The 23,597-nt window shown below is 55.7% G+C and carries 26 protein-coding genes; 17 read left to right on the forward strand and 9 right to left on the reverse strand.

Annotated elements, in window-relative coordinates; genetic code table 11:
* Positions 1 to 13: 13 nt before the first annotated feature.
* From ACFQDM_RS10720 to ACFQDM_RS10735, 4 genes are all read right to left on the reverse strand, one after another.
* Positions 14 to 1,279 carry a glutathione S-transferase family protein gene (locus ACFQDM_RS10720; protein ID WP_377378873.1) on the reverse strand — a complete coding sequence of 422 codons (1,266 nt, stop codon included), beginning with the start codon at positions 1,277 to 1,279 and terminating at the stop codon, positions 14 to 16.
* Positions 1,280 to 1,393: 114 nt separating this feature from the next.
* A complete protein-coding gene (locus ACFQDM_RS10725; RefSeq protein ID WP_377378875.1) occupies positions 1,394 to 1,843 on the reverse strand; it encodes a bifunctional diaminohydroxyphosphoribosylaminopyrimidine deaminase/5-amino-6-(5-phosphoribosylamino)uracil reductase RibD in 450 nt (149 codons plus the stop codon).
* Positions 1,840 to 2,553: a 2,3-diphosphoglycerate-dependent phosphoglycerate mutase gene (gpmA, locus tag ACFQDM_RS10730; RefSeq protein WP_377378876.1), complete on the reverse strand. Its 714-nt coding sequence runs from the start codon at positions 2,551 to 2,553 to the stop codon at positions 1,840 to 1,842. The genes ACFQDM_RS10725 and gpmA overlap by 4 nt, the downstream gene beginning before the upstream one ends.
* Positions 2,554 to 2,639: 86 nt before the next feature.
* A complete protein-coding gene (locus ACFQDM_RS10735) occupies positions 2,640 to 3,134 on the reverse strand; it encodes a hypothetical protein (RefSeq protein WP_377378878.1) in 495 nt (164 codons plus the stop codon).
* 121 nt (positions 3,135 to 3,255) lie between these two features.
* On the opposite strand from ACFQDM_RS10735, the gene ACFQDM_RS10740 reads away from it, so the two are divergent.
* From ACFQDM_RS10740 to ACFQDM_RS10765, 6 genes are all read left to right on the forward strand, one after another.
* Positions 3,256 to 3,849 (forward strand): hypothetical protein, encoded by a 594-nt coding sequence (locus ACFQDM_RS10740; protein WP_377378879.1) that lies wholly within the window; start codon positions 3,256 to 3,258, stop codon positions 3,847 to 3,849.
* A gap of 48 nt (positions 3,850 to 3,897) precedes the next feature.
* Positions 3,898 to 5,415, forward strand: a complete 1,518-nt coding sequence (locus ACFQDM_RS10745; protein ID WP_377378881.1) for a phosphomannomutase/phosphoglucomutase — start codon at positions 3,898 to 3,900, stop codon at positions 5,413 to 5,415.
* Positions 5,416 to 5,560: 145 nt separating this feature from the next.
* Positions 5,561 to 6,142, forward strand: coding sequence for an acyloxyacyl hydrolase (locus ACFQDM_RS10750; protein ID WP_377378883.1), 582 nt, complete (start codon positions 5,561 to 5,563; stop codon positions 6,140 to 6,142).
* Between the two features lie 212 nt (positions 6,143 to 6,354).
* Positions 6,355 to 7,653 (forward strand): adenylosuccinate synthase, encoded by a 1,299-nt coding sequence (locus tag ACFQDM_RS10755; protein WP_377378885.1) that lies wholly within the window; start codon positions 6,355 to 6,357, stop codon positions 7,651 to 7,653.
* Positions 7,654 to 7,680: 27 nt separating this feature from the next.
* Positions 7,681 to 8,196, forward strand: coding sequence for a hypothetical protein (locus ACFQDM_RS10760; RefSeq protein ID WP_377378887.1), 516 nt, complete (start codon positions 7,681 to 7,683; stop codon positions 8,194 to 8,196).
* Positions 8,197 to 8,309: 113 nt separating this feature from the next.
* Positions 8,310 to 9,776, forward strand: a complete 1,467-nt coding sequence (locus tag ACFQDM_RS10765) for a mechanosensitive ion channel family protein (protein ID WP_377378889.1) — start codon at positions 8,310 to 8,312, stop codon at positions 9,774 to 9,776.
* On the opposite strand, the gene ACFQDM_RS10770 is transcribed toward ACFQDM_RS10765, so the two are convergent.
* The 4 genes from ACFQDM_RS10770 to ACFQDM_RS10785 form a co-directional block, all read right to left on the reverse strand.
* Entirely contained in the window at positions 9,773 to 10,879 is a 1,107-nt protein-coding gene (locus tag ACFQDM_RS10770) for a DUF2332 domain-containing protein (protein ID WP_377378891.1), read from the reverse strand. The two genes, ACFQDM_RS10765 and ACFQDM_RS10770, sit on opposite strands and share 4 nt — an antisense overlap.
* A gap of 87 nt (positions 10,880 to 10,966) precedes the next feature.
* Positions 10,967 to 12,658, reverse strand: coding sequence for a methyl-accepting chemotaxis protein (locus tag ACFQDM_RS10775; protein WP_377378893.1), 1,692 nt, complete (start codon positions 12,656 to 12,658; stop codon positions 10,967 to 10,969).
* A gap of 271 nt (positions 12,659 to 12,929) precedes the next feature.
* On the reverse strand, positions 12,930 to 14,114 hold the full coding sequence (locus ACFQDM_RS10780; RefSeq protein ID WP_377378895.1) for a thiolase family protein: 1,185 nt from the start codon (positions 14,112 to 14,114) through the stop codon (positions 12,930 to 12,932).
* A gap of 102 nt (positions 14,115 to 14,216) precedes the next feature.
* Positions 14,217 to 15,254: a glycoside hydrolase family 5 protein gene (locus ACFQDM_RS10785; protein WP_377378897.1), complete on the reverse strand. Its 1,038-nt coding sequence runs from the start codon at positions 15,252 to 15,254 to the stop codon at positions 14,217 to 14,219.
* Positions 15,255 to 15,391: 137 nt separating this feature from the next.
* Here ACFQDM_RS10785 and ACFQDM_RS10790 point away from each other — a divergent pair, with 137 nt between their 5' ends.
* Positions 15,392 to 15,802, forward strand: coding sequence for a DUF1801 domain-containing protein (locus ACFQDM_RS10790; RefSeq protein ID WP_377378899.1), 411 nt, complete (start codon positions 15,392 to 15,394; stop codon positions 15,800 to 15,802).
* Positions 15,803 to 15,842: 40 nt separating this feature from the next.
* The gene (locus ACFQDM_RS10795) at positions 15,843 to 16,265 is read left to right on the forward strand and encodes a VOC family protein (protein WP_377378900.1); all 423 of its coding nucleotides are present in this window, start codon (positions 15,843 to 15,845) and stop codon (positions 16,263 to 16,265) included.
* Positions 16,266 to 16,328: 63 nt separating this feature from the next.
* Here ACFQDM_RS10795 and ACFQDM_RS10800 read toward each other — a convergent pair whose 3' ends face one another.
* The gene (locus ACFQDM_RS10800) at positions 16,329 to 16,628 is read right to left on the reverse strand and encodes a CC_3452 family protein (protein WP_377378902.1); all 300 of its coding nucleotides are present in this window, start codon (positions 16,626 to 16,628) and stop codon (positions 16,329 to 16,331) included.
* Positions 16,629 to 16,870: 242 nt separating this feature from the next.
* Here ACFQDM_RS10800 and ACFQDM_RS10805 point away from each other — a divergent pair, with 242 nt between their 5' ends.
* The 9 genes from ACFQDM_RS10805 (at position 16,871) to leuB (ending at position 23,519) form a co-directional block, all read left to right on the forward strand.
* The gene (locus tag ACFQDM_RS10805) at positions 16,871 to 18,142 is read left to right on the forward strand and encodes an acyl-CoA dehydrogenase family protein (protein ID WP_377378904.1); all 1,272 of its coding nucleotides are present in this window, start codon (positions 16,871 to 16,873) and stop codon (positions 18,140 to 18,142) included.
* A 567-nt stretch (positions 18,143 to 18,709) separates the two neighbouring features.
* The gene (locus ACFQDM_RS10810) at positions 18,710 to 18,898 is read left to right on the forward strand and encodes a hypothetical protein (RefSeq protein WP_377378906.1); all 189 of its coding nucleotides are present in this window, start codon (positions 18,710 to 18,712) and stop codon (positions 18,896 to 18,898) included.
* Between the two features lie 71 nt (positions 18,899 to 18,969).
* Positions 18,970 to 19,428: a hypothetical protein gene (locus ACFQDM_RS10815; protein WP_377378907.1), complete on the forward strand. Its 459-nt coding sequence runs from the start codon at positions 18,970 to 18,972 to the stop codon at positions 19,426 to 19,428.
* Positions 19,429 to 19,497: 69 nt separating this feature from the next.
* Entirely contained in the window at positions 19,498 to 19,932 is a 435-nt protein-coding gene (locus ACFQDM_RS10820; protein WP_377378909.1) for a DUF4112 domain-containing protein, read from the forward strand.
* Complete coding sequence (locus ACFQDM_RS10825) at positions 19,883 to 20,743, forward strand: VOC family protein (protein WP_377378911.1); 861 nt, start codon at positions 19,883 to 19,885, stop codon at positions 20,741 to 20,743. Before ACFQDM_RS10820 ends, ACFQDM_RS10825 begins: the two co-directional genes overlap by 50 nt.
* 32 nt (positions 20,744 to 20,775) lie before the next feature.
* Positions 20,776 to 21,387: a 3-isopropylmalate dehydratase small subunit gene (gene leuD, locus ACFQDM_RS10830; protein ID WP_377378913.1), complete on the forward strand. Its 612-nt coding sequence runs from the start codon at positions 20,776 to 20,778 to the stop codon at positions 21,385 to 21,387.
* Between the two features lie 3 nt (positions 21,388 to 21,390).
* Positions 21,391 to 21,879 carry a protease inhibitor I42 family protein gene (locus ACFQDM_RS10835; RefSeq protein ID WP_377378915.1) on the forward strand — a complete coding sequence of 163 codons (489 nt, stop codon included), beginning with the start codon at positions 21,391 to 21,393 and terminating at the stop codon, positions 21,877 to 21,879.
* 10 nt (positions 21,880 to 21,889) lie between these two features.
* Positions 21,890 to 22,324, forward strand: coding sequence for a protease inhibitor I42 family protein (locus tag ACFQDM_RS10840; RefSeq protein WP_377378917.1), 435 nt, complete (start codon positions 21,890 to 21,892; stop codon positions 22,322 to 22,324).
* 115 nt (positions 22,325 to 22,439) lie between these two features.
* Positions 22,440 to 23,519 carry a 3-isopropylmalate dehydrogenase gene (gene leuB / locus ACFQDM_RS10845; RefSeq protein ID WP_377378919.1) on the forward strand — a complete coding sequence of 360 codons (1,080 nt, stop codon included), beginning with the start codon at positions 22,440 to 22,442 and terminating at the stop codon, positions 23,517 to 23,519.
* Positions 23,520 to 23,597: the final 78 nt, after the last annotated feature.

The following is a 23,597-nucleotide window of genomic DNA, read 5'->3' on the forward strand; positions in this document are numbered from 1 at the left end:
TGTCAGGAAGGCGCTAGTCGGCTTTCTTGTCCTCGTCCGTTTCGTCCGAGGTTTCCGCTTCCGGTGCAGCTGCTTCAGCCTCAGTCGATGTCTCTTCTACGACTGGTTCTTTAGCCGCTTCGGCGGTTGGCGTTGCCTCATTGTCCGTTTCATCCGGCACAACAGCTGTGACCACATCCTCAGAAGCGGTTTCAGCATTATCCTCAGAGGTTTCTTCCGAGGTGTCGTCCGTTTTGTCGTTCTTCTTCTCGCCCTTTTTCGGCTTTTCCGGTTTCGGAGGTGCCAGCGTGAAGGTCTCGGCAAGCCCCGCTTCTTTCATGAAAGCAGCGAATGCGTCGGTTTCAGCGACTTTGCTGAAAGCGGCCGTGACATATTCGAAAGAGCGGGCTGTGTGATGCTGGACGCTTTGTTTGAATTCACCGTCCGGCAGCGCGACTGTGACTGTCTTGCGCTTTTTGCCAATGGATTCATTGTTGGCATTGATCCAGGTCAGATAGGTCGGCACCACTTCATCACGGATCAGCGGCAGCAGGGTGTCCTGGACCGTATTAAGGCTTTCAAATGCCGCGCCCGGGCGCGGGTCTTCCATGAACTCACACCATGCTGTGACGAAAGGAGCTTTCTCCTTCATCATAGCAGCAGGTTTTTCGTCCATGCTCATCTGGATGAGCTGACCAGCTAGCGCAAAATCGGCAATGCTCGGATGACCACCGAACAGGAAGAGGTGGTGTTCGAGGTGAGCGTTCAGCAGGGTGATAAAGCGTTCAAAGGACGCTTCGAGCACAGGCACGGTTTTCTTTGTAATGCCGATGACCTTCAGGCGGCTCGTCATGCTCTTGGCAATCGACTTTTCGATGTCCTTGAGATTTTCGACTTCATAGCCCGCAAAGAACTCTTCTGCCTGACGTGCTGCAGAGGCTTTTGCGGCCTTTGCGCTGCCCCAGCGGAAGTGGAACATCACCTTGCTGAGCCATTCATCCGCATAGTCTTCAAGCAGTGAGACGAGTGCACGACATGCCGGGTCCTGCGGTGTTGCAGTCGGCGGTTTGCGTGTCGCTTCCAGTCGGAACAGGATCAGGCTGGAATCGTGGGCGACCCCGCCTTTCGGAGACACGAGCATGGGCAGCGCATCGCTTGTCGAAAGCGCGCGAAATTCCTCATCCGTACCGAATGTTTTGGCTGTCCAGTCGAATGGCAGCTTCTTGTAACGCAGATAGCTGCGCACTTTGGTGGTATATGGTGAGGTCTCGACCCCGAAGAGGCGATAAGATGCGCCCATAGTTTTTGGCTCCGTTTGCGGATGGCTTACGCGTGCTTCTCGCTGGGTTCAAGCCAGAATTCCACGGGATTTCGGTCTTGTTGTAGAAACGCCACAAGCGTCGTTGTGTTTCCGTCACTCACTGTGAGTTGCGAAAAAGTCTTCATAGAGCGGCAGGGCGTCGTCTTGTTTCAGCCCGGTCAGCACATCAACGCCTGCGTTTCGGAGCACATGAAAGCCACCTGCGCCTTTCGGGTGTTTGTCTTCGATGGCGCAAACGACGCGTGAAATCTGAGCTGCAATCAGCCGGGTTGAACAGGCATCTTCGCCGGTTGAACGCTCGCGGCACGGTTCCAGGGTGACATAGGCTGTGCCGCCTTTTGCGCGCTCGCCAGCCATGTCGAGTGCAATCTGTTCGGCGTGCGGGCGCCCGCCAACGTGTGTCATGCCTTCGCCGACAATATGACCGTGCGCGTCGACAATGATGCATCCGACGGACGGATTTTCGCCTGTCAGGCCAAAATTCAGCCGGGCGAGTTCAAGCGCCCGGCCCATAAAACGGCGATCGCGTCGTTTTCCGATCATTTGATCGCAGGAAGTGTCTTGGCGCGATCGGCATCGAGATAGCGCGCAGAAACAGGTTTCAGGGCATCATCAAGTTCGATGAGCAGTGGGTTGCCCGTTGGGATTTCGACACCGACAATGTCGTCTTCGCTGACATCAAACAGGTGTTTGACGATAGCGCGGAGCGAGTTGCCATGCGCTGAAATAATGGTGTTTGTGCCGCCGGTGAGCACAGGCGCAATCGTGCCATTCCAGTAAGGCAGAACGCGCTCGAGCGTCAGCTTCAGGCTTTCTGTTGCTGGCACGTCAATGCCGTCATAACGTGGATCTTTGGAGAGATCGAACTCAGAGCCCGCTTCCAGTTCCGGTGGTGGAATGTCGTAGGAGCGGCGCCAGATCTTGACCTGATCATCACCGTGCTTCGCAGCCGTTTCAGCTTTGTCGAGGCCTGTCAGACCGCCATAGTGACGCTCATTCAGGTGAAAATCCTTGGTGACCGGCAGCCAGCAACGATCCATGGAGTGCAGAGCCAGCCAGAGCGTGCGGATGGCGCGCGTCTGAACACTGGTGAAGCATTGACGAAAATCGACGCCAGCTTCGGACAGAAGCTCGCCGGCACGTGTCGCTTCGGCTTCCCCTTTTTCTGTCAGTTGGACGTCCCACCAGCCAGTGAAACGGTTCTGCAAATTCCACTCGCTTTGGCCGTGGCGCATCAAGGCAAGAACAGTCATCAACCCTCTCCAATCAAATTCAACGAAGAGCGATTAGCCCGTACGCAGCAAATCGTCGAGCCTTCAGCCTGTCTTTCTGCCAGTGATCAGGCGAAAAGATCGTCGATTTCCGATTGAGAGACGCCGGCGTCGTCCGGTGCGTTGTTCTCTGAAGGTGGAATGTCCGCCCCGCCAACGATCAGCGTGTTGATCTCGGCAATCCCGGCATAGAGCTCCTTGCTCTGGGATGCTGCTGTTTCCACGTCATCTGCCTTGAGCAGTTCCTGAATATGGATGATCTTGTCGTCCAGATCGCGGCAACTGGCCTCAAAGGCGCGGATGCGTTGCGGATCGGCCTGACGATACGCATGGATGGCGAGGTCACGGTCGCGAAAACCGGACTGTGAGAAGTGGTCGATATAGGTCATGGGAGACCATTCGAGCACATCCTCTGAAACTTCCGGATCCATGGCCAGAAGGTCGATCAGCATGGCGACTTCGTTGTAATGATTCAAAAAGTCCGTCGCCAGATAGGTGGCGGGACTGATGTTCGCCGCTCTGAGCTCTTCCGGCGACAACGAAATCTGATCTGGTGTCAACATGACGGCATTCAGCTCACAAATTCGTTCAAGTCCGCTTAACAAGATAAAAAGCACACAATCGCCTTGCATCTGCCTTGAAGGCGCGACACAAGTGCGAGGCAGATTGGGTGTATGGTACCAGATGAAAGATTATCTTTTCTTTCCACTCGCGCTTGTTTTGGCGCTCGCAATTGTAGCTGCTGCGGCGCTTCCCGGTCGGGATCGGTTAAGCTGTGGATCTGTCAGTGGAGCTGGCACCAATTATCAGACCGTGACCGTTTCGGGCGATGACCTGTGCCGCATGGAGGCCGCAGGTCAGGCAGATATCGATTTGCAACGCTCGAATGGTTCGATCCAGTCGACCATCATCACTGTGGGAGCCGGGCTGCTGGGGGATCGCCCGGAGCGCAATCCACACTTCCGCCTCGCTGCGGATCTCGAAAATGTTTACGCAGGCTCGCGCATTCGCGTGACCGTCGAAGCCCGTCCGGGCCCTGAGAGCGGCGCCACAGCGTTTGAGGTCAATTACAGCGCAGGTCAGGAAGGCAATTCCGGCTGGCGCGCCTTTGACCTGCAACCAGACTATCAGGCTTACAGTTTTACCTGGAATGTGCCGGAGCGACTGATCGCGGATCAGGCTGTGGACTATCTCGCAATCCGGCCAGTTGTGCCGGAGAAATCAAGAACGGTGGAAATCCGTTCGGTCAAATTTGATCGCCTGGGGGCGAGCCAATAGCAATCGGAAACTTCGGGTGGGTCCGAGGGTCAGAGGAGAAGAGACGAAATGCTTCCGACACCACGTAGTGATATCAAGCCCAATACTGCTGACTTTGAGGTTGTCCCTCTCGTCAAGCCGACCGGCTTTCGTGAATATGACGCGCGCTGGTGGTTTGGCGTGCCAGGCCATGAGAAAGACCCTGAGCTGAACCTGCTCGGCGTACAGGCGCTGGGCCAGGGCATGGGCACCGTTTTCCACGAGAAGTGGGTGGCACCGAAAGTCGTCGTGGGACACGATTTTCGTCACTACTCGCAATCGATCAAATACGCGCTGATGACAGGTCTGGCGCAGGCCGGATGTCAGGTTCTGGATATTGGGCTCGCCTTGTCGCCGATGACCTATTTTGCTCAGTTTGCGCTCGATGCGGCGTGCTGCGCGATGGTGACGGCCAGCCACAATGAGAATGGCTGGTGCGGCGTCAAAATGGGTTATGACAAGCCGCTGACCTTTGGACCGGATGAAATGGGGCGCCTGAAAGAGATCGTCCTCGGCAATACCCCGGTCATGCGCTCCGGCGGCACGATCAGCCGCGTCGACAATATGCGCGATGCGTATCTGAAATCCGTGACCAAGGGTGTTGAGATCAAGCGTCCGCTGAAAGTTGTCGCGGCTTGTGGCAACGGCACGGCCGGTGCATTTGCGCCTGATGCTCTGCGGGCCATGGGGGTTGAGGTGATCGAACTCGATTGCGATCTCGACTTCACCTTCCCGAAATACAATGCCAATCCGGAAGATGCGAAAATGCTGCACGCCATGGCCGATGCCGTGAAAGAGCATGGCGCAGACGTTGCGCTCGGCTTTGATGGCGATGGTGACCGTTGCGGCGTGGTCGACAATACCGGTGAAGAAATCTTCGCCGACAAGATTGGCCTGATGCTCGCACGCGACCTTTCCAAGGAATATCCGGGTGCAAAGTTCGTCGTCGATGTGAAGTCAACCGGACTCTACAAGACCGATCCTGTGCTGAAGGAAAACGGCTCAGAAGTCGATTACTTCAAGACCGGCCACTCTTATATCAAGCGCCGCACGACAGAGCTTGAAGCGCTGGCTGGCTTTGAAAAGTCTGGCCACTTCTTCTTCCGTCCGCCGATCGGGCTTGGTTACGATGATGGTCTGGTCGCAGCGGCTGCAGTGCTTCAGATGCTGGATCGCAATCCAGACAAGTCTCTCTCGGATCTGCATGCTGAACTGGGTACAGCCTTCACGTCCATGACGATGTCGCCGCATTGCGACGACGAACTCAAATATGATGTCGTTGAAAAGGCCGTGGCAGAATATGAGGGCCTGAAGGGCACGGAAATTCTGGGCCGCAAAGTCGTTGATGTGAACACCGTAAATGGTGCGCGTGTGACACTGGATGATGGTTCCTGGGTGCTCGTGCGGGCCTCATCTAACAAGCCGGAACTGGTTGTGGTGGTCGAGAGCATGCAGTCCAAGGACGACATGAAGGACCTCTTCCATAAGGAAGTGAAGCCGCGTCTCGCGAAGTTCGATGCGGTTGGCGATTACAATCAGGAAGTCTGATTTCTGAATTTTAAAACCTGAAAACAAAGGCGGTATGTCACAACATGCCGCCTTTTTTGTCATTTGCCTGCGCGCATTGGTTTTTTTATTCCATCCAAATGTGAATTAGACTACGACAAAGAAAAGCAAGAAGGCGGGGACCCTCATGACATTCAAAGCTCTTATCGCAGCAGCGACTCTGATTGCGGCTGGTACAGGCTCAGCGCAGGCTGGAATTGTCGACGAAGTTCGTGTTGGTGTGCTCCAGCACAATATTTGTCTGATCGATTGCGACAATGCGGATAAGGAAGATGGTCCGGACATCTCTGCAGAGGTCGTCTTTGCATCGCCTGATTTTCTGAGCTGGGCGCTCGAGCCACGCTTCTATCTTGGAACGACCTACAACACAGCCGGCGAAACCAGCTTCTATGGCGGCGGTGTTCAATGGTCGTTTGATATCACGGATCGCCTCTCTTTCGAGCCAGGCATCGGCTATGTCTTCCATGACGGGTATAACGAAAACCCGTACGTTCAGGGCACACCTGAGGCGACAGCTTTCGGCGAAGAGCATGTCCTGATGGGCTCAGATGACCTGTTCCGGACGTCATTTGCCCTGACGTGGGACTTCACGGACAAATGGGCTGGCCAGCTCCTGTACGAACACTTCTCGCATGGCCAAATCCTTGGTGATGGACGTAATCAGGGCATGGACAATTTCGGCCTGCGTATCGCCTACACGTTTGATTGATTTCATACCTCTCGATCCGTTTCGGATCGTGAATACCCGGCGGCTCTGCGTTTCTGCGCAGAGCCGTTTGGCATTCTGAGGGGCATTTGCCTTGTGGATCGATCTTCGTCAGGCGGGTTTCTCACGTTTCTTTTCCGCATCCGGCCTAATCGCCCCTTGCATTTCGCGCGCAAAAGCTGTCCTTTCCGGGCGGTTGCAGCGGAGATGAGCGAATGACCGGAGTGGTAGTCGTCGGCGCCCAATGGGGTGACGAAGGTAAAGGCAAGATTGTTGACTGGCTGAGCCATCGCGCAGACGTGATTGTGCGTTTCCAGGGTGGTCACAATGCGGGTCATACGCTCGTTATTGATGGCAAGGTCTTCAAGCTGAATCTGCTGCCGTCTGGCGTGGTGCGCGGTGGCAAGCTCTCCGTCATCGGCAATGGCGTCGTCGTTGACCCATGGCAGCTGATCAGCGAGATCTCCGCCATGCGGGAGCAGGGTGTCGAGCTTGAGCCCGATGATCTTCTGCTCGCTGATAATGCCTGCCTCATTCTGCCGTGGCACAAGGATATTGATGCGGCGCGCGAAGCTCAGCTTGGCGGTGCGCAAATCGGTACGACCAAGCGCGGTATCGGCCCTGCCTACGAGGATAAGGTTGGCCGCCGCGCGATTCGGGTTGCCGACCTTGCTGATGAAGCAGCGCTCGATATGAAGCTTGCGCGCATGATTGCGCACCATGAGCCGCTCCGCAAAGGGCTGGATTTGCCGCCGCCAGACGCCGGTGAACTCAAGGCGCAGCTGCGGGAAATCTCTGAAGAAGTTCTCAAATATGCTGGTCCGGCCTGGCAGCGCCTCGATGCGGCGCACAAGCTCGGACGTCGTATTCTGTTTGAAGGCGCGCAGGGCGTCATGCTGGATGTTGATCACGGCACTTATCCATTCGTCACTTCGTCGAATGTCGTCTCCGGACAGGCCGCTGCGGGATCTGGGCTTGGGCCGCGCTCGATCAACTATGTTCTGGGCCTTGCCAAAGCCTACACCACGCGTGTCGGCTCCGGCCCGTTTCCAACCGAGTTGACGGATGAGGTCGGTGAGACACTTGGCCGTGTGGGCCATGAGTTCGGTGTGAACACCGGACGCAAGCGCCGTTGTGGCTGGTTTGACTCCGTCATGGTGCGTCAGGCCTGCGCCGTATCAGGTGTTGATGGTCTCGCCATCACCAAGCTCGACGTGCTGGATGGATTCGAAGAGATCAAGATTTGCGTTGCCTACCGTCTTGGCGATCAGATTCTGGATCGTCTGCCTGCGACGGCCGCTGAGCAAGCCAATGTCGAGCCGATTTATGAGACCATGAAGGGCTGGTCAGGCAGCACGCAAGGCGCGCGCGACTGGGATCAGCTTCCTGGTGAAGCGGTGAAATACATACGCCGTCTCGAAGAGCTGGTCGGTTGTCCGGCTGCGATTGTGTCGACATCGCCGGAACGTGAAGACGTGATCCTGCGCCGCGACCCATTCGGACGTGTGATGTAATTCAGACCGTGATAAGGTAGCGCTCTGATGAGCCTGACATATCCCATTGCCGAAACTGCGACTGAAGCTCTGACGCAGCCCCAAGGGCATGCGCGGACAAAGGCTGCGGCTCAGGACCTTGCAGGTCAGCCGGTGGTGTTTCACACCGAATGGCTGCGCCCCGGACCTGAGCGCGCAGAAGAATGGCAAGCATCGGTCCAGGCGGCGATGAATACGGGGTCGGTTCAGATTTATGAATCTGAAAAGGGCCGACCTGTGATCGCCATCAGTTTCTGGCGGATGGTGGATGAAAGCGAGATTGCACCGCCGCCGCCCAAGCCGAAACCGCAGGAAGATCACGCAGACGATCTCTATTTTCGCTCGGGCCGGACACGCAAGAAAAAGCCAAAGCCGATTGATCCGAACCAGCTTGATCTTTTTCGCGGGGATGGACCGGATCAGAGCGGCTATGAACGGCAGGATCCGGACAATCCGGACATCGTGCTCACCGAGGAAGGGGATGGCACCCGTTTCGGCAGCGGTGCGGAAAAGGAAGCGGAATAAGCATCAGTTTCTCCGTTCTGTGCGTTCTATCCATCACGAGACATGACAGCGCGCTGATTTCGCTCTAATTCTCTGGGTCACTCCATCGTTTCAGTTTTGATGTTCGTGCGTAGATGACCGGCTTTACATTTCTGTCCTTCCTGAATGGTCTGTTTGGACGCCTCCCGTTCGGCGTGCAGGATAATGCGCCTGCCGAGGCGGAAGACCCGACAATTGCGGAACTGCGTGAAAATCTTCAGAATTTGCTGGAGCGCGGCGAAGTCTGGGTCCGCAATAATCTGCTGACGCAGGAAAACCTGATCGCCATTGGCACGCAGATATCGGTTGTCGTTGCCGCGATCCTTGTCGGCTGGTTTCTGGCGCCGCGCATTCGGCGCGTTCTTGATTTCGGTATTTCGAAACTTCCGGGAGACCTGGCAAACCGGGTTAATCAGATCACGCCGCTTATTCTGGACCATGGATTGCGTCCGGCGCTCTGGGTGGCCTTTCTCTGGATCGGTGAGGTCGTGCTCTCTGCCATGGGGCTTCCCCATGTCATGGTGCGCATCGCTGCCAGCCTCGCCACGGCCTGGCTGATCATCAAGCTGATCACGCAGTTCATGCCCGAAGATATGCGCAAGCCTGTTGCCTGGTTTGCGTGGAGCCTCGCCATTCTGAGCTCGATGGGTATTCTGGATGATGCCTGGCGGATGGTGAATTCGCAGGGGATTCCGTTCGGCGAAGGCATGATCAATGCCGAATTCGTCCTGCGGGCCATCATTATGGCTGCGGTCTTTATCTTTGCCGCGCAATGGCTGGCGTCCCGCTTGAAGTCACGTGTGGAAACGCTTCCAAAGGTCGAGCCATCGCTGCGCATTCTGATGGCGAATGCCATTCAGATCGGTCTGTTCATTGCGGCTGCGTTCCTGACCATGACCAGCCTTGGTATTCCGCTGAGCGGTCTCGCCGTCTTTGGTGGTGCCCTTGGTGTCGGCCTCGGCTTCGGCATGCAGCAGATCGTTGCGAACTTTATTTCCGGCGTCATCCTGCTGTCTGATCGCTCCATCAAGCCGCATGATGTGATCGAGGTCGACGAAACCTATGGTGAAGTGATGTCGCTCGGCCTTCGTTATGCCTCTGTCGTGACGCGTGACGGTAAGGAGCATCTGATCCCGAACGAGCAGCTGGTCACGAACAAGGTGGTCAATTGGAGCTATTCCAACAATCTCGTGCGGATCAAGCGACGCTTTCTCGTCGAGTATGAGAGTGATCTGCGACTTGCGGCACAGCTCTGTATCGATGCGGCGATGGATCAGCCACGCGTCCTGCACGACCCGGCACCGAAATGTCTGTTGATGGAGTTTGGGGAGAGTGCCGTCGAGATGGAGGCACGCTTCTGGATCACCGATCCGCAGAATGGCATCAATAATATTGGCTCTGAAGTCATGTTCGCCATGTGGGACAAATTCAAAGAGCATGGCATTGATCTGCCACTTGGTCAGGACGAAATCCGTATTCTGGGCGACAGCCAGCTGAATGTGAAACTTGTTCGGGACAAGAAGCCAAAGCCGGAAGCCAAGGCCGACAGCGAACAGGACTAGTCCATCAGGCTTTCGACGACCCGCACATGACCATCGGATCTGGCAAATCTGACATGTTGGTCGCCTGGCCATATGCGCGCGTCGCACACCATATTCAACGCAATCTTGGCATCGGCGGAGCGATCCCAGAGGACTTCTGGTTCGTATCGAAGCCAGATAACAGGCGCCGATTGCGTTGCACGCCCACCCGCGTCTTCGATCATATTTTTCAGCTGAGTGCGTGTTTCGTGCGGTGGATACTGAAAGAAGACCGAATGGAAAATCACCGTGGCGACACCCTCTCGCGGGTGTTCGAGCCGCGCTTTCAGCCAGTCAGCCGCGTCAGCTTTCTCGATCTGTGTTTGACGCTGCAGAGCCAGTTGGGTTGCGGCATCAAAGCGGGCGAGGCGTTCGGGCTGGTCCGCCCAGATATAGCTTTTCAGGCGTAGCCGGGTTTCTTCATCCGTCAGGTCGAGCGGGTGCTGGTCGCAGCCGCGTCGCTCTATGATGTTGAACTGTCGGGAAAGCTTCGGAGCAGGGCCTTTCCACTCGCTTTCTATCTGAACCGCAGCGTCTACATCGCCCCATTGCCAGCAACCTGCATCGACATGGAATGCATCGAAATTCTGGTTCAGCCCGGCACTCGCGCCAAGTTCGAGAAGCCGGATGGGCATGGAGAAGATTTGCTCAACATGACTGAGCCCGATCAGCATCATGATGGCGCGTCGGGTTTCATTCGTCTGAGGCGGATGCTGGAGAAAGGCCCGGACCCAGCTCTCTTCGCGTTCCAGAAAATCGCTGGCGACTGGCCAGAGTGTCTCGACGTTTGCGCTTCGGGTTTGAGACGGATAGAGCCTGGCCAGATCCTCGCTCCGGCCTGACAAGGCAGCATAGTGCAGAACGCCAGCCAGTCTGAGCGCGAGCGCATCGGCACGTGGGAACCCTGTTCGGTCTGCAACAAGCGAGCGGACGACGCCTCCGGCTTCGAAGTCGCGTCTGAACTGACGGATAAGCGATGCGGTGAAGGGGGAGCCGAGGCGCTCACACCAATCGGCCTGTTCAGAGAAATGGTTGCATATGGCTTCGGCCGTCGCAAAGCCTTGCTGATGATCGCGACCCGCCATGCCTGCTCTCCTGTTTGAGATCTGGCATATCAAAAAAAATCCCCGGCCAGAAGGTCGGGGATATCAAGAGTGCTTTGTTGTGCTGGGTCAGGCTGCCGCCATCTCCTGCAAATATGTGTCGATCGTGGTTTTGATCTGCTCGCTTTGCATGGCGAGTTCTTCGGCTGTGCTTGCAACCTGCGTTGAAGCAGATGCCGTTGTGCAGGACGCGGTTTCCAGCATGGTGATGGAGTCCACCACACGCTGGCTGCCGTCTGCAGCTTCATGCACATTGCGGGTGATTTCGTTGGTGGCAGAAACCTGCTGCTCAGAACTCGCTGCAACCGACGTCGTGACTTCGTTGACCTGTCCGACGACCGTCTGGATCTGAGAGACCGCATCAAAGACGGCTTTCGTGGCTTTCTGGATTTCGTGTACCTGGTCGGTCACGGTGACCGTCGCCTGCTGCGTCTGCTCAGCCAGGGCTTTGACTTCACTGGCGACCACGTGGAAGCCTTTGCCGGCCTCACCTGCACGCACAGCTTCGATGGTGGCGTTGAGCGCCAGAAGCTTGGTCTGGCCGGTGATGTTTGTGATCAGGCTCAGAATGTCATCGATCTCACCTGCCGCTGCCGAGAGCGTTTCGAGACGCGCAACGGCATCGAGTGTGCAGGCATTCGCATTGGCGGCGATCTTGGTGCTCTGCCCCATCTGGCTGGAGACTTCGGCGATGGTTGCGGAAAGTTCCTCGGCTGCGGCGGCAACGGTGCGAACGTTCGCAGAGGTCTGCACGGTGACGGCCGAAACGCTTTGCGTCTGCGCGCTGGTTTCTTCTGCGGTCGAGGACATGGAGACGGCTGTCGTCTGCATTTCGTGTGAAGCTGCGGCGAGGGCGGTGATGGCCTCAGCGATATTGTGTTCAAAACGATCGGTCAGCTGTTTGACGCGTTCCGCGCGAAGCATTTTCGCCTGCGCGTCCGCTTCCTGCTGCTTCATCATGGCAAGTCGTTCGCGTGAGCTTTCAATGAAGATCTGGAGCGCACGGTTGAGGTCACCAATTTCGTCACGTCGTTCCGACTTGTCGACGGCAACATCCAGATCACCGTCAGAGACGCGGCGCAGGCTTTCGACCACAGCCTTCAGCGGTATGCTGATATATTTCCGGCTCAGCCAGACGGCGAGCAGCATGCCGCCCACAATGCTTACAACGCCGAGGGTCATCATCAGGATTTCAGAAAAGAGCGAGACAGCGTGCGCCCGTTTGGTGACGGCGTGACTTTTCTCATTCGTCATTGCCACATACTCGCCCAGGATCGTGCGCAGGGCTTTGGCTTCTTCAGCGGAGTTCTCGACCGAGTTCAGCAAGAGTTGCTGATCAGCACTGAGCGTGAAGGCTGTTTGTTCCGCAAGCGCGAGCGTGTTGTTGAGGCGTTCTTCATAAGCCTTGTAATGGGCTTCGATTTCCTCGACGAGCTTCATCTGCTCGTCGTCTGAAATCGACTTGAGTTGTTCAAGATCCTTCAGGAATTTCTGCTTGTCCGCTTCAATCTCCGGAAGGGCCTCTTCGACGAAGCTTGGATCTGTCGATAGGTGGTATTCTATCCGGTTCAGCTCGACGACGAACTGGTTCATTTCGGCGCTGAGGCGGATCTCTTCAGCCGAGCGTTCAATGCTCGTAGCTGCGTCATCCATTCGCTTCAGGCTGACAAAACCGGCGATGGCCATGGTCAGGATGGCGGTACCAAGAAGCCCAAGCAAAAGCATCAGCTTGGTCGTGACCTTTAGGTTTGAGAAAGTCATGTCTAACCCGAAGTAGAAAAATACCCAGACTTCTCAGTTTGCATGAATGCGTTAAGTCAGGGTTATTTTTCAAGCTGCATTTGTTTACGAAATGCGCTTTCAGGTCGAAGTGATGCTTGAATTAACCAATACAGAGTGCGTGTTGCGGCCCTCATTTCATTGGTCGTTCTTTTTGCGTCGCTGATGTTTTTCGAGAGAAAAAACTGAACTTGATATAAAAAAAGCCTCTGACGCTGTCAGAGGCTTTTCGAAGTCAGGCTGTGTTTATCGCTTAAGCGCGTTCGAGGCACATCGCGATGCCTTCACCGCCGCCAATGCAGAGCGACGCAACGCCTTTTTTCTTGTCCTGCTGTTCCATTGCGGCGAGCAGGGTGACGATGACGCGGGCACCGGAGGCACCGATTGGGTGACCAAGTGCGCAGGCGCCGCCATTGACGTTCACGATATCATGGCTGATGCCGAGTTCTTTCATGGCGATCATCGGTACGACCGCGAAAGCTTCGTTGACTTCCCAGAGATCAACATCGTCTTTCGACCAGCCAGCGCGCTCGAGCGCTTTTTGCATGGCTGGGACCGGCGCGGTTGTGAAGTATTCCGGCTCGTGTGCGTGAGACGCAGACGATACGATCTTCGCAATCACTTTGAGGCCGCGCTTTTTAGCTTCTGACTGCTTCATGAGAACCAGTGCTGCAGCGCCGTCAGAGATCGCAGACGCGTTTGCTGCCGTGACGGTGCCGTCTTTGTTGAAGGCTGGACGCAGCGTTGGGATCTTGTCCGGACGAGCCGCTTTTGGCAGTTCGTCTGTATCGACCGTGACATCACCTTTGCGGCTGGAAACGGTGACAGGCGTGATCTCACGCTTGAAGCGACCATGTTCGGTTGCTTCCTGCGCGCGGCGCAGCGTTTCGAGCGCGTATTCGTCCTGTTGCTCACGGGTGAACTGATATTTTTCCGCGATCATGTCGGCGAACTTGCCCATTGGCTGGTGCGCATACGCATCTTCCAGGCCGTCCAGCGCCATGTGATCCTTCATGCCGGTGTGGCCATATTTGTGGCCCTTGCGCAGATCGACCAGGTGCGGTGCATTGGTCATGCTTTCCATGCCGCCAACAACGACAATGTCAGCCAGATTGGACAGGATGGAGGCCGAACCCATGACGGTGGCCTGCATGCCGGAGCCGCACATTTTGTTGATGGTGGTAGATTCGGCATGCGTGCCGAGATCTGCCTTGATCGCAGACTGGCGAGCAGGTGCCTGGCCCTGACCGGCTGGCAGGCAGTTGCCCATGATGACTTCATTGACGTCTTCGCCGGTAACACCAGCTTCTTCGAGCGCAGCCTTGATAGCCTGAGCGCCCAATTCGTTTGCAGAAAAGCTGGAGAGATCTCCAAGCAGGCCGCCCATTGGCGTGCGTGCCATTCCCACAATGACGACCGGATCTGTTTGTGAACTCATGGTCGTGTCCTCCTCGTTACGTATATCTCGCTAACTATGGTGCGTGTTTGTGGAGGGGAAACTGTCCTCGCGTCAAGGCGTTTTGGTGCACCTGCGAAAAGATCATTCTCCAAACAGGGCATTTTCCATGCCTGGCTTGAAATTTTCGGCCTCAAGATCGTAGATTCCGAGAGAAGTTGCCCAATCCCAATAACACCAGCCGAATTCAACTGTTTCGGCTGTCTTGCGGACATGACCAATCCAGCTTGCACGTTGAGTCTCGTCGACGTCCTTGTAGACGCCAAATTCCCCCAGCAGAAGCGGCATGCCGGCCTGGTCCCGCCAGCGCGCTGCGCGTGAGAAGTCCTTCGCCATCTTGCGCCGGTCCTCCAGGCTGCCCCAGGCCTGTCCTTTCGGGATCGGCTTGTGCGTCCAGGGGGCGCCCTGGTGGGTGAATTCAAAAGGCGAGTAATAGTGAAAGGTCACCATGGCGCGCGGATCATAAGGAGGGTGCGTCTCCAGAAGGCCATCGAGTGTGCCCCAGCGGCCGCCGCCAAGTATGACCCAGCGGTCCTGATCCATCTCGCGCAGGCGCGAAAGCAGATAGCGATTGGCCTCATCAACGCGCCGCGCCGTCATGTCTGAATGCGGTTCATTCAGAAACTCGAAGAACACTGTCTGCGGGTAGAACTGGTAGTGGGCGAACAATTGTTCCCAGATGCCGTAAAGACGGGGCAGGTGCGTGCGGGCATCTTCGCTGATCTCGTCAAAGTGATGCACATTGATGATGACTTTCAGGCCTGACTGCAGGGCTTGCTGCACCACGTCATCCACGCGGGAAAGGAGCGCCGGGTCAATCTGATACGGCGGAAGATCGCTGGCATGTGCCGTCCACTTGATCGGGATGCGTACGGTATCGAAGCCAGCCTGGCGGATCATTTCGAAATCGCGCTGACGGATACGGTATCCCCAGTCGCCTTCATTCGGGGCTTCCAGAGCATTGCCCATATTCACGCACTTGCCGATTGGAGAAGGCTTGATATCGGCGATATTTTGCGCCTCAGCGGGCCAGTTTCCATTCCGGTCCATTGCCAGATAGAGCATGCCTCCGGCGAAAAGTGCGACGATCAGTAGAGAGAAGCTGAGTATGGCGCGCGTCATGAGACTTGTCCTGAATTGCTCGTATCTGGGCGGATATCGCCAATCGCATCAAGAATTGTACCAACAATGCTTGTCTTGCCGGTTAACACAGGCAAAGCTTGGCTGCGCAACGATGGTGAGATGGAGCGTTGAAGGATATGACGGAGCAACCGAAGCTTCTGTCGGGCGACAATCCACAAATTCCCAAGGGGGAGGGGCAGGCTCCGGTGACGGCCTATCTGAACGCTGTTCCGGGCTGGAAGCAGTCCGTTTGCCGGAAGCTGGATGAATTGATTGTGGCTGAAGTGCCCGAGGTCCGCAAAGCTGTAAAGTGGAATACACCGTTATACGGAATGGACGGGACAACGTGGTTTACGGCGTTTCGCTGCACGACGAATTACGTGAAAATTACATTCTTTCAGGGATCTGACATCGATCCTGTGCCGCCGGAGACGTCTACTCAACCAAATGTCAGATATGCTCATATTCGTGAGCAGGATGCGATTGACGAAGGTTTGCTTCGATCATGGTTCAGTCAGGCAAGCGCACTTCCGGGCGAAAAAATGTGATCGGCTTTCATAAAGAAATGCTAGCGAGGGGAGTGATTCAATGACTCAAGTTCTGGGTGTTGGGGGCGTTTTTCTGAAATGCAAAGATGTTGAGGCGACCAAGCATTGGTATCAGAATGTGCTGGGCATGAGCCTCAATGATTTCGGCGGGTTCGATTTCGCGCAGGATGAGGCGGTTGAGAGCTTTGGGAATGCGGCGCGCACCATCTTTGCGCCGTTTGGACCGGAAGCGGACTATTTCGCGCCTTCTGAGCTCCCCTTCATGCTGAACCTGATGGTCGATGACCTGGATGGCATGCTTGAGCGGGTCAGGGCCGCTGATGTCGCCCTGCTGCAACCACCTGAAGCCTATTCATACGGTAAATTCGCATGGATCATGGACCCGGATGGTCGCAAGCTCGAACTGTGGCAGCCCTTCCGTGAAGAAACGGTCCCGACAGACGGTTTGAATGACGGCGGCTGAAGGACAGACAAAAAAAGACCGCCATAACGGCGGTCGAGGGGAGTGAGCTGTGTGTCGAGCGGCCTATTTGGCCGCTTCGTTGCAGCTCGCGATATCGTCCTCGGACAAGGTATCCTCAGCGGTGCCGAAGCTGCTGACGGCGCCGATTTCTTTCACGACTTTTTTGCAGACGCGAACCGTTGCGGTTTTGCGATCCAGATACGCTTCGCAAGTGTCATTCTCGCAGACCCAGACCACTTTATAAGCGGTCGTGCGCTCTTTTCCTTCGACAGGCGTCTTCAGTTTGGCAACAAATTGTGTTGAAGCGATCGCAGGCATTGCGACAAGTGAAGATGCAATGGCAATTGAAACAAATCGAAACATGATTTGGGTCTCCCTAAGACAAGCATAAATAAAGCTGTTTCCAGTCCTTATAAGTCGGCTGAATGATTTGTCCATCATTTAGTGAACGCTGTTCTGTTTTTTTGTGCGAATGCGAGCGGGTAGGAGAGAGTCTGACCCGATTTGTCAGGAACTACCCTGAAAACAGCCGCTTAAAATGGCGCTAGCCTGACCTCGCGTCACCGTGCCTATAGTTCTTTCACTGGCATTCCAGGGAGGAAAAAATGGACTTTAATATCCCGTCCGAGATCGAAGATTACCTGCACGAGCTTGATCAGTTTATCGACAAAGAGATCAAGCCGCTGGAACAGCAGGACGACAATATCCGCTTCTTTGATCATCGCAGGGAATGGGCGCGTACCGATTTCGAGAATGAAGGTCTTCCGCGCGAAGAATGGGAAGATCTGCTGCGTGAGGCCAAGCGCCGCGCGGATGAGGCAGGTCACTTGCGCTATGCGCTTCCGTCAGAGTTTGGCGGCAAGGATGGCACCAATCTCGGCATGGCTATTATTCGCGAGCATTTCGCCAAGAAGGGGCTGGGGCTGCACAATGATTTGCAAAATGAGCACTCGATTGTCGGAAACTTCCCTCAGATTCTGATGCTGCGCGACTTCGCGCGTCCGGACCAGAAGCACCTGATTCAGGATGCTCTGGATGGCAAATACATCGCTTGCTTTGGTCTCACCGAGCCGGATCACGGCTCTGATGCGACGCATATGGAAACCCGCGCCGTCAAGGAAACGCGCGACGGCAAGCCGGGCTGGCTGATCAATGGCGAGAAAATGTGGACAACTGGCACGCACGTTGCCTCGCACATCATGACATTCTGCCGAACCAGCGGCGATGACGGAGCGGCCAAAGGCATTTCCTGCCTCATCGTTCCGATTGATGCGGAAGGTGTGAAGATTGAAGAGTATCTCTGGACCTTCAACATGCCGACCGACCACCCGCGTGTGTCTTTCACCAATGTCTGGGTACCGGAAGATGCGATCTTCGGTCCACCGGAAGGTGGCCTCGCACTGGCACAGCACTTTGTGCATGAGAACCGCATTCGTCAGGCAGCAAGCTCTGTTGGTGCCGCGATGTACTGTATCGAGGAAAGCGTGAAATACGCTCAGGAGCGCAAGCCGTTCGGCAAGCCTCTGGCTGTGAACCAGGCGATCCAGTTCCCGCTCGTTGAACTGGCCACAGAAGCCGAAATGCTGCGCTTGCTGATCTTCAAGACGGCATGGGAAATGGATCAGATGTCCAAGCCGGATGTCGCGATCTATCTGTCGGACAAGGTTTCCATGTGTAACTACCGGGCGAACCGTCTGTGCTGCAACGCGGCTGACCGCGCCATGCAGGTTCATGGCGGCATTGGCTATTCACGCCACAAACCGTTCGAGCACATTTATCGCCACCACCGTCGCTATCGCATCACGGAAGGATCCGAAGAGATTCAGATGCGCAAGGTCGGCGGTCACCTGTTTGGCTTTATGAGCAAAAGCAAATAGAGCCAGATAAGCAAACATTACGAAACCGTATGTAATTTTGCATAGAACACGGTGCTGGGCGCGGAATATGGTATATCATTTCGCGCCCTTCCATTTTTAGCGGAGAAATCTCGCGCCATCGCGATATCCCCGGCGAACACGTAGAAAAATATTGCGCTCCTGATCAAATTGTGCCGAAATAAAGGTCAAGCGTAGGTGCTGGTTTTCGTCACGCTGTTGCGTGACTTCTCCATTTTTGCATGGCTGTGCTTCAGTTTTTCACTGCAGTTTCCCGTAAACGCGTGACATACACTATGGTTAAAGTGTGATTTTTCCCGCCTTCGACTTTCGGAGGCCGGATTGGCAAGCGCAGCTTATAATAACAAAAATACAGATGACCGTTTTCCTTTCGGTGACTCAGATAAAAAACGATCACCGTCCTTTGAGTACAGGCCGCTGATCGGTTTCCTCAGTGAAACAATCGACGACTGTTTGTCTCGTGAAGCGAAGATTCGCACGAGTTCCGGGATCGACAGCGAAATTGCGTCTGAACGCTTGCGCGAAAATCGCGAAAAGATGTTTCGGGCCATGCGTACACTGGAAAATACCGTTCAACTGGTCGTTTCTGAAATGGAAGCGCGTTCGCAGGATGAGTTCGACAAAGTTTCCGAACATTCGCGTGAGGAAGAATTGTTCTGGCTCCAGCGCGTTTTCCCGGAAGATCAGGCCGGGCAGAAATTGCTGCGCAATTATCGCGAGCTACGCCTGCGCCGCTGATCGGCGGAAACAAAACCCTGTTTCATTCGTTTCCACCCTCATGAGCTCTTTCCAGAGACGGGATGCAGAGGATGGCTTACAGGAAACCTGACACTCAATTTCATCAATTCACACCCGATGATGGGCGGTTTGAAACCGCCTCGAGAACTGGCACGGATGTTGTCGTCTCCTCAGCGGACTCGATATCGCGGCTTCCCTATTTCGAATACCGCCCTCTGATCGGCTATCTGAATGAGGTGATCGACAACGGTCTCACAAAAGAGTCCAGCATCCGCACCAGCGTTGATGCGGACGCCACCGAGCAGATCACTGACATTCGCCAGACCGTAGACGTGGCGATGCATGCGCTTCAGGCGACCATTCGTCTGGTACAGTCGGAAATGGACCAACGTCATCCTGACGACTTCGTCGAACGGAATGATGAAGCGGCGCTGGAAGAAGTCTTCTGGCTCAAACAGATTTTTCCGGAATCTGAGCTTGGCGAAACCCTGATGCAGAATTACCGGAAACTTCGGTTGCGACGTTCATAGCTTGCAACCGAATGGCGTCAGCCCGGTTTCCTATCCTGGAACCTGTTTCCGGGATTGGGGAGTATTTGAATGGAAACCACACTCACAGATGCGCAATTGCGCCAGCTCTCAGAGGATGAGCGGCGACATTTCGAACGCGCTCGCTCTGTATCGTCCTGGATGGACGATAAATTCAAGATTTTTGGCTTTGGCGTCGGTCTGGATGGACTGATCGGTCTCGTCCCCGTGGTGGGCGATACGGTCAGTGCCGGGTTTGGTCTCTATCATCTGTCGCTGGCAAAGAAGCTTGGCCTTGGCACAGGCACGCAAGCGCGGATCGTCTGGAATCTGATTATCGACTATCTCGTGGGGCTCGTGCCTCTGGTTGGTGATTTTCTCGACTTCGGCTATCGCAGTCACCGCAAGAATATGCGGCTGATCGAAAAGCAGCTGGCGAAGCGACTGGAGGGACGCGATGGACATTCAACGACTGGATCACATGGTGATCCTTTGCCCGAACATTGATGAGGCGATCGCGCATTACCAGACATTGTTGGGGCGTGCCTGTAGCTGGCAGCATAGCAATGAAGCCGACGGTACGACATCTGCGCTCTTTGTTCTGGAAAACACATCCATAGAGCTCATTGCACCGAATGGTGAGGGGCCTGTCGGTGAGCGCGTGAAGGAACTCCTGGATGGGAAGCCCGGCCTGCTCTCCAGTCTCGCCTTCGGTGTGTCTGATATCCATGATGCGCACTATGTGGCACGCCGGCGTGGATTGCGCCCGGGTGATATCGAGGTGCTCTCTGCCAGCCATAAAGAGCGTGAACGGCAGTGGGCACGGTTTCGGTGCGATGACCGGGCGCTTGGCGGCCTCAAGGTCTTCATGTTTCAGGAACGTACTGCACCTTTAGAGGTCGCCGAGGCGGGGCCGGGCCACGCCTTCCGTCTGGACCATCTGGTCGTGAACACCGGTAACACCGAGCGTGCGCTTGCCAATTATGGTGCGCGCCTGGGCTTGCGTCTGGCGCTTGAGCGGATCGCAGAGAAATGGGGTATCCACTATCTCTTCTTCCGACTTTCAAACCTGACATTCGAGGTCATCAAACGACTGGAAAATCCCGCGCCGGAATCTGCGCCGGATTCACTGTGGGGGCTCACCTGGGAAGTGGACGATCTTGATGAGGCTCATGCGCGCCTCAGCGCCGCGGGCGTGACCGTTTCTGATGTGCGTGTCGGGCGCAAGCCGGGGACTCGGGTCATGAGTATCAAAAGCCATGACCTCGGCATTCCAACGCTGTTGCTGGATAACAAAGCACAGCCGGATGTTGATTGATCTTCCTATGCCACTGGTTCTATAGACACATCATGGACGCTTTTAAGACACTCACTGGGCGCGCAGCGCCAATGCCGATGGCCAATGTCGACACCGACATGATCATCCCGAAGCAATTTCTGAAGACGACAGAACGTACGGGTCTTTCAAAGGGCCTGTTCTTCGAGTTGAAGACCAATTCCGATGGATCACCGAAGCCGGATTTCGTGCTGAACCGTCCGGAATATGAGAATGCAAACATTCTTATTGCGGGGCCGAACTTTGGCTGTGGATCTTCGCGTGAGCACGCGCCATGGGCGCTGCTGGATCAGGGCATCAAATGCGTGATCTCATCCAGCTTTGCAGATATCTTCTACAATAACTGCTTCAAGAATGGCGTTCTGCCGATCGTGTTGCCGAAGGATATTGTCGAGCGGCTGATGGATGAAGCGCGCGGCGGCAATCACATCTTCACGGTCGATCTGGAACAGAAAACCATCACGCTGCCGGATGGCGATGTGATTTCCTTCGACGTGGATGCATCGCGCCGCCACAATCTGCTGGAAGGTCTCGACGAGATCGGGCTGACCCTGCAGGCTGAAGACCGCATCAGTGAATATGAGACCAAGCGTCGGCTTTCGACGCCATGGCTGGAGGCATCTTAGGGTTTGTTACGGTTTACGGGTCTTTGTCTGGCAATGGTGTGCAGTCTTGCAGCCTGCGCACCTGCGGCGATCAATCGGCCGCCTATCGTCCGCTATCCGACGACAACACCGCCAGATCAGCGCCCGCCCGTTCAGACGCCTTCCACCCGTCCTAAGCCTGTCCCGCGTGAGCCGGTTTACCTGAACAATCCGCGTAATGGCGCAAGCGTTCGTGTAGCGGTTGGTGAGACGCTCAACATCAAGCTCGATTCACCGTCTGATGCGATTTATCGCTGGCTTGTCGAGCAGGACTGGGAAAAGCGCATTCTGGTGCTCCATCGCGATGAATACGCATATGACCGTCGCAAGGGCGCCGCGCCGAATGCCGGGGCGCAACTCTTCCAGTTTGCTGTGAAAGAACCTGGCCGTTCGGAGATTCATTTCTACTATGCCAGTGATCGCCACAGCAAGAAGGTGCGCACAGTGACGCTCTATGTTGAGGCGGTGCAGTAAAGGGAATGCGATGCTTCGAACGTCCTTGCTTTTGTCCGGCTTTGCGCTGGCGCTGAGTGCCTGCATTCCTGACAAACTCAACACGGAACCGGAAGTCCGGGGTGTCTCCCTGCGCGGTAGCATGATGGAGGTCCACCAGCCTCAGGATGGTGATCGTCTTTCTGTTACCTCCGGCCGGGATGTGCGGATATTTCTGCAGTCGAATGCCACAACCGGTTATCTCTGGTACTTCACTCAGGACATTGACGGCGGGGTCTTTGAGTTCCGGGGCGGTGATTATATCTCCGATCCGAATCCGCGTGGCATTGTGGGCGTTGGAGGCATGCAGACTTTCGATTTTTCCGCGATAAGTCCCGGCAAGGTCGTGCTTGCCTTTCGGCTTAGCCGCGGAATGGACGGGCCGCCTGCCGAAACGCGCCGTATCACAGTGCTAGTCACGCCATAGAGGCGTCTGCCGGGTTTTGCCATTTGGCGAATATTCCGCGCCTTGAGGCTTTCTGATCGCCGGACAATGTGCCATTCCAGCGCGAACAGATGACTTTCAAGAGCGAGTTCGAGGCATGACGCAGACCCTTCTTCTTCTTCCTGGTGATGGCATTGGCCCTGAAGTGATTGAGCAGGCCGTTCGCGTGGCCGAGAAGGTTGCGCCGGATCTCGCGCTGGAAGAGGGCCTGATTGGTGGCATCAGTTATGATCAGCTTGGAACGCCCCTGTCGGACGAAACACTTGAAAAGGCGAAAGCATCCAGTGCGGTCCTGCTTGGCGCGGTCGGCGGTCCGAAATGGTCAGATGTCGCCCGTGACAAGCGGCCCGAAGCGGGTCTTCTGAATATCCGCAAAGGGCTCGACACCTATGCGAACCTGCGTCCGGCGCTTTGCTTTTCGGCACTCGCAGATGCCTCTGCACTGAAGCGGGAGCTTGTTGAGGGGCTCGACATCATGATTGTCCGCGAGCTGGTTGGCGGTGTCTATTTTGGTCAGCCAAAAGGTATTGAAACTCTGCCGGACGGCACGCGCCGTGGCTTTGACAATGCGGAATACACCACGCCGGAAATTCACCGTATCACGCGCGTTGCGTTCGACATCGCAAAAGGGCGCGGGAATTATGATCGCAAATGGGGTGGCGTCTGCTCGGTCGAAAAATCGAACGTCATGGATTCGGGCCTTCTCTGGAAAGAAGAAGTTCAGGCCATTTATGACGCGGAACTGAAAGACATGGGCGTGCCACTGCATCATATGCTGGCCGATGCCTGTGCCATGCAGCTTGTCCGTGAGCCAAAAGGTTTTGACGTGATCCTTGCTGACAACCTCTTTGGCGACATTCTCTCCGATGAGGCGAGTATGCTGACCGGTTCGATCGGCATGTTGCCGTCTGCATCTCTGTCAGACGCAGGTAAGCCGGGTCTGTATGAGCCAGTGCACGGGTCTGCCCCGGATATTGCCGGGCAGGGCAAGGCCAACCCGTTTGCGGCTATCCTGTCGCTGGAAATGGCGCTGCGCTGGAGCCTTGGACGCATCGAAGCCGCTGACGAAGTGACACGCGCTGTCTCGACAGCGCTTGAGAAAGGTGCGCGCACAGGTGACCTGGGTGGTGACTTTACCACCGCACAAATGGGCGACGCGGTTCTGGCGGAGCTCTAAGGCCAGTTGTCATAAAGTATCAAGAGGCGGCCAGATGGCCGCCTTTTTTGTATCTGCCTGTTGAGAACAGGAGCAATC

Source organism: Ponticaulis profundi, assembly GCF_042659465.1.
Lineage (GTDB): Bacteria > Pseudomonadota > Alphaproteobacteria > Caulobacterales > Hyphomonadaceae > Ponticaulis > Ponticaulis profundi.

Bases quoted from the DNA above. Each gene is read 5' to 3' on its own strand.
- ACFQDM_RS10745 (WP_377378881.1), top strand. From the start codon at position 3,898: ATGCTTCCGACACCACGTAGTGATATCAAGCCCAATACTGCTGACTTT.
- ACFQDM_RS10790 (WP_377378899.1), top strand. From the start codon at position 15,392: ATGACGGAGCAACCGAAGCTTCTGTCGGGCGACAATCCACAAATTCCC.
- ACFQDM_RS10810 (WP_377378906.1), top strand. From the start codon at position 18,710: ATGCGTACACTGGAAAATACCGTTCAACTGGTCGTTTCTGAAATGGAA.
- ACFQDM_RS10780 (WP_377378895.1), bottom strand. From the start codon at position 14,114: ATGAGTTCACAAACAGATCCGGTCGTCATTGTGGGAATGGCACGCACG.
- gpmA (WP_377378876.1), bottom strand. From the start codon at position 2,553: ATGACTGTTCTTGCCTTGATGCGCCACGGCCAAAGCGAGTGGAATTTG.
- ACFQDM_RS10775 (WP_377378893.1), bottom strand. From the start codon at position 12,658: ATGACTTTCTCAAACCTAAAGGTCACGACCAAGCTGATGCTTTTGCTT.
- leuB (WP_377378919.1), top strand. From the start codon at position 22,440: ATGACGCAGACCCTTCTTCTTCTTCCTGGTGATGGCATTGGCCCTGAA.
- ACFQDM_RS10820 (WP_377378909.1), top strand. From the start codon at position 19,498: ATGGAAACCACACTCACAGATGCGCAATTGCGCCAGCTCTCAGAGGAT.
- ACFQDM_RS10770 (WP_377378891.1), bottom strand. From the start codon at position 10,879: ATGGCGGGTCGCGATCATCAGCAAGGCTTTGCGACGGCCGAAGCCATA.
- ACFQDM_RS10725 (WP_377378875.1), bottom strand. From the start codon at position 1,843: ATGATCGGAAAACGACGCGATCGCCGTTTTATGGGCCGGGCGCTTGAA.
- ACFQDM_RS10795 (WP_377378900.1), top strand. From the start codon at position 15,843: ATGACTCAAGTTCTGGGTGTTGGGGGCGTTTTTCTGAAATGCAAAGAT.
- ACFQDM_RS10760 (WP_377378887.1), top strand. From the start codon at position 7,681: ATGAGCCTGACATATCCCATTGCCGAAACTGCGACTGAAGCTCTGACG.
- ACFQDM_RS10740 (WP_377378879.1), top strand. From the start codon at position 3,256: ATGAAAGATTATCTTTTCTTTCCACTCGCGCTTGTTTTGGCGCTCGCA.
- ACFQDM_RS10750 (WP_377378883.1), top strand. From the start codon at position 5,561: ATGACATTCAAAGCTCTTATCGCAGCAGCGACTCTGATTGCGGCTGGT.
- ACFQDM_RS10825 (WP_377378911.1), top strand. From the start codon at position 19,883: ATGGACATTCAACGACTGGATCACATGGTGATCCTTTGCCCGAACATT.
- ACFQDM_RS10720 (WP_377378873.1), bottom strand. From the start codon at position 1,279: ATGGGCGCATCTTATCGCCTCTTCGGGGTCGAGACCTCACCATATACC.
- ACFQDM_RS10805 (WP_377378904.1), top strand. From the start codon at position 16,871: ATGGACTTTAATATCCCGTCCGAGATCGAAGATTACCTGCACGAGCTT.
- leuD (WP_377378913.1), top strand. From the start codon at position 20,776: ATGGACGCTTTTAAGACACTCACTGGGCGCGCAGCGCCAATGCCGATG.
- ACFQDM_RS10785 (WP_377378897.1), bottom strand. From the start codon at position 15,254: ATGACGCGCGCCATACTCAGCTTCTCTCTACTGATCGTCGCACTTTTC.
- ACFQDM_RS10765 (WP_377378889.1), top strand. From the start codon at position 8,310: ATGACCGGCTTTACATTTCTGTCCTTCCTGAATGGTCTGTTTGGACGC.
- ACFQDM_RS10815 (WP_377378907.1), top strand. From the start codon at position 18,970: ATGGCTTACAGGAAACCTGACACTCAATTTCATCAATTCACACCCGAT.
- ACFQDM_RS10735 (WP_377378878.1), bottom strand. From the start codon at position 3,134: ATGTTGACACCAGATCAGATTTCGTTGTCGCCGGAAGAGCTCAGAGCG.
- ACFQDM_RS10800 (WP_377378902.1), bottom strand. From the start codon at position 16,628: ATGTTTCGATTTGTTTCAATTGCCATTGCATCTTCACTTGTCGCAATG.
- ACFQDM_RS10755 (WP_377378885.1), top strand. From the start codon at position 6,355: ATGACCGGAGTGGTAGTCGTCGGCGCCCAATGGGGTGACGAAGGTAAA.
- ACFQDM_RS10840 (WP_377378917.1), top strand. From the start codon at position 21,890: ATGCTTCGAACGTCCTTGCTTTTGTCCGGCTTTGCGCTGGCGCTGAGT.